This window comes from Nocardioides sp. CPCC 206348, assembly GCF_048654705.1.
Lineage (GTDB): Bacteria > Actinomycetota > Actinomycetes > Propionibacteriales > Nocardioidaceae > Nocardioides.
Window position 1 is genome coordinate 20,302 of the sequence record NZ_JBMCZA010000081.1, and the last position, 3,749, is coordinate 24,050.

Annotated in this window: 4 protein-coding genes; all 4 read left to right on the forward strand. The window is 68.2% G+C overall.

The features are described 5' to 3' along the window. Nucleotides 1-170 precede the first annotated feature (170 nt). The 4 genes from pstC to ACOADB_RS04250 are packed head-to-tail and all read left to right on the forward strand — an operon-like array spanning nt 171 to nt 3,716. Nucleotides 171-1,127 carry a phosphate ABC transporter permease subunit PstC gene (pstC, locus tag ACOADB_RS04235; protein ID WP_378596677.1) on the forward strand — a complete coding sequence of 319 codons (957 nt, stop codon included), beginning with the start codon at nt 171-173 and terminating at the stop codon, nt 1,125-1,127. Further along, the gene (pstA, locus tag ACOADB_RS04240; RefSeq protein WP_378596678.1) at nt 1,124-2,182 is read left to right on the forward strand and encodes a phosphate ABC transporter permease PstA; all 1,059 of its coding nucleotides are present in this window, start codon (nt 1,124-1,126) and stop codon (nt 2,180-2,182) included. Before pstC ends, pstA begins: the two co-directional genes overlap by 4 nt. A gap of 14 nt (nt 2,183-2,196) precedes the next feature. After that, nucleotides 2,197-2,976 (forward strand): phosphate ABC transporter ATP-binding protein PstB, encoded by a 780-nt coding sequence (gene pstB, locus ACOADB_RS04245; protein WP_378596679.1) that lies wholly within the window; start codon nt 2,197-2,199, stop codon nt 2,974-2,976. Continuing rightward, complete coding sequence (locus tag ACOADB_RS04250; RefSeq protein WP_378596680.1) at nt 2,976-3,716, forward strand: winged helix-turn-helix transcriptional regulator; 741 nt, start codon at nt 2,976-2,978, stop codon at nt 3,714-3,716. The genes pstB and ACOADB_RS04250 overlap by 1 nt, the downstream gene beginning before the upstream one ends. Nucleotides 3,717-3,749 lie beyond the last annotated feature (33 nt).

The following is a 3,749-nucleotide window of genomic DNA, read 5'->3' on the forward strand; positions in this document are numbered from 1 at the left end:
TCGCGGGTTCCGCGAAGCTCGCGCCGGAGACCGCCACCAAGGCGCAGGAGATCGTGGCGGGCATCTCCGCCAAGTGATCCACGGAGGGGTGAGGACGGCGATCCCGTCCTCACCCCTCACCCCGTGGGCCGGCCCCGCGATCCGTACCCCCTAACCCCGAGGTGAATCCAGTGACAGCCCCCACCGCCGAGATCGAGGAGCAGCCCAACGACTGGGCGAGCGTCCGCGGTGGCGTCGGCGACCGCATCTTCTCCGGCCTGGCCCTCGCTGCCGGCCTGGTGATCATGGCCGCGCTGGCCGGTGTCTTCATCTTCCTCGCGATCAAGGGCGCCACGGGCTTCACCAAGTCCGGCGAGGTCTACGGTCCGCACGCGGAGAGCTTCCTCGGGTACGTCTTCCCGCTGCTCGTCGGAACGTTCGCCGCCTCGATCATCGCGCTGATCATCGCGGTCCCGCTCGCCTTCGGGATCGCGCTGGTGATCAGCCACTACGCGCCGCGCTGGATCTCCACGCCGGTCGCCTACGTGATCGACCTGCTGGCCGCCGTACCGTCGGTCGTCTACGGCCTCTGGGGTGCGTTCTACCTCGCCAAGAAGCTCGTGCCGATGCACGACTGGCTCCACGAGCACCTCGGCTTCATCCCGCTCTTCGGCGAGCCGAGCACGGCCGGTCGCACCGTGCTGACCGCCGGCATCGTGCTGGCCATCATGATCCTGCCGATCATCACCGCGATCTCGCGCGAGGTCTTCTCGCGCACCCCCCGCCTGCACGAGGAGGCCGCGCTGGCCCTTGGTGCCACGCGGTGGGAGATGATCCGGATGACGGTCTTCCCGTACTCCCGCTCGGGCATGGTCTCGGCGGTCATGCTCGGCCTGGGCCGCGCGCTCGGCGAGACGATGGCCGTGACCATGGTCCTCTCGGTCGGCTTCGACCTGTCGTGGAACGTCATCGCGCAGTCCAGCCCGACGTCGATCGCGGCCAACATCGCGCTCAAGTACAAGGAGCGCAGCGCCGACCTCCTCAACGTGCTCGTCGCCACCGGCCTCGTGCTCTTCCTGCTGACCTTCCTGGTGAACTTCGCAGCGCGATGGATCATCGGCCGTAGCGAAAGGCGGATGGCACGATGACGACGCTCGAACAAGCGCCCGCCGACCGCGCGCACATCCCGCTCACCCACCCGCGGCTGCCCCAGCGCGCGGAACTGATCGTCGCCGCGATTGCCGCTGCGTTCGGTGCCCTGCTCCTGGTGCTCGGTGTGGGGACCGTCGGTGCCGCGATCCTCGCCGGCATCTCGTTCCTGGTCGTCCTGCCGGTCTGGTCACTGGCGATCGAAGGCCGCCGCGGTGCCACCGACCGGTTGATGACCGGCCTGATCTGGACCACGTTCATCGTCGCGATCGTGCCGCTCGCCTCGCTGCTGTGGCGCGTCATCGACCAGGGTGCCGGGCGGATCGACGGAACCTTCCTGAGCTACTCGTTCTTCAAGACCCAGATCGACCAGCCGGTCGGCATCTACCACGCGATCATCGGCACGCTGCTCGTGACGCTGGGTGCGGCGCTGATCTCGGTGCCCGTCGGCGTGATGGCGGCCGTCTATCTCGTCGAGTACGGCAAGAAGAACAAGATCGCCAAGGTGATCACCTTCCTGGTCGACGTGATGACGGGCATCCCGTCGATCGTCGCCGGCCTCTTCGCCTTCGCGGTGTTCACGCTGATCTTCGGCCCGGCCTACGTGTCCGGCTTCGGTGGCTCGGTGGCGCTCTCGCTGCTGATGATCCCGATCGTCGTACGGGCGACCGAGGAGATGCTGATGCTGGTCCCGGACGAGCTGCGCGAAGCCGCCTACGCCCTCGGTACGCCGAAGTGGAAGACGATCGTCCGGATCGTGCTCCCCACGGCGCTGGGCGGCATCCTCACCGGCATCACCCTCGCGACCTCGCGTGTCATCGGCGAGACGGCCCCGCTGCTGCTGATCGCGGGAGCCACGGACCGGACGAACATGAACCCGTTCGACGGCGCCATGACGACCCTGCCGGTCCTGATCTACGGTCAGAACGTCCGGGGCGACGCCCCCGCAGAGGCCATCGCCTGGGGCGCCGCCTTCATACTCATCCTCATCGTGATGGTGCTCAACCTCGTGGCACGCATCGTCGGCAAGATCTTCGCCCCCAAGAAGGGTTGAGAGGGAGTTTCATCATGGCCAAGAGCATCGACGTCTCCGACGTCAACATCTACTACGGCGACTTCCTCGCGGTGGAGGGCGTCAACATGACCGTCCGCGCCGGAGCGGTCACCGCCTTCATCGGTCCGTCGGGGTGTGGCAAGTCCACCTTCCTGAGGTCGCTGAACCGCATGCACGAGGTGATCCCCGGCGCCCGCGTCGAGGGCAAGATCGTCGTCGACGGCCAGGACCTGTACGACGCCAGCGTGGACCCGGTGGCCGTGCGCCGCCAGGTCGGCATGGTCTTCCAGCGGCCCAACCCGTTCCCGACCATGTCGATCGCCGACAACGTGGTCGCGGGCCTCAAGCTCAACTCGGGCCGGATGTCGAAGTCCGAGACCGACGACGTCGTCGAGAAGTCGCTGCGCGGCGCCAACCTCTGGAACGAGGTCAAGGACCGGCTCAACAAGCCGGGCATGGGCCTCTCCGGTGGCCAGCAGCAGCGCCTCTGCATCGCCCGCGCGATCGCGGTCGAGCCGCAGATCCTGCTGATGGACGAGCCGTGCTCGGCGCTCGACCCGATCTCGACCTCGGCCATCGAGGACCTGATCCACCAGCTCAAGAACGACTACACGATCGTCATCGTCACCCACAACATGCAACAGGCGGCGCGGGTCTCCGACGACACCGGCTTCTTCAACCTCAAGGCAACCGGCGAGCCCGGGCACCTGGTGGAGTTCAACCCCACCAAGAAGATGTTCGCCAACCCGGACGACCCGGCCACCGAGGCCTACATCTCCGGCCGCTTCGGCTGATGAACGCCCGCCGTCAGTCGGTCCGCGCCTACTTCCACCGCTGGACCGAGACGTCGGGTGCCCAGCTGCTGGTGGTCGACCCGGCTGGCGACGAGTTCGGTCTCGCCGACGCGATGGCCGGCCACGGCGTTCATGTCACCTGGGTGGGCGACACCCTGGACGGACTCGTCGAGTTCGGGCGCGTCGATCCGCACGCCGTCGTCGTTGCCCCGGAGGCCCCCGGCATCGCGGCCGACGACTTCGTCAGCCGGATCCGGCGCCACGGCTCGCCCTATGTCATCGCCGGTGCCGACGACCTCGGCGACGGTGACCGCGCCCCGTCGGACGGAATCGGGCCGCTGATGCTCGCGGGCGCCTCGGCCGTCGTACTCCGTCCCTATGCGGCGCAGCAGGTGTGGGACCTGATGACGCACGCGCCGCGCTCCGTGGCGGACCATGCCCGCCTCGAGGTGGGTCCCATCGAGCTGGACGCCACCGCCTTCACGGTGCGCGTCGGCGGGCAGCGCATCGCGGACCTGCCGTTGAAGGAGTTCGAGCTCCTGCGTGCCCTGATGCTGTCCTCGCCCGGCGTCGTCACCGACGAGGAGCTCCGTGACGCCATCTGGGGCACCAGCGGTCGCCGTCCGGGAGGCAACACCATCGCGATGCACGTGACGCGCCTGCGTGCGCGCCTCGGCGAGGCTGCCGTCGTACGACGGATCCGCGGGCGGGGCTACAGCCTGACGGTCGACGGCACCTAGGACGTGTCTCCTAAGTCGCGAGCCAGATGGTGA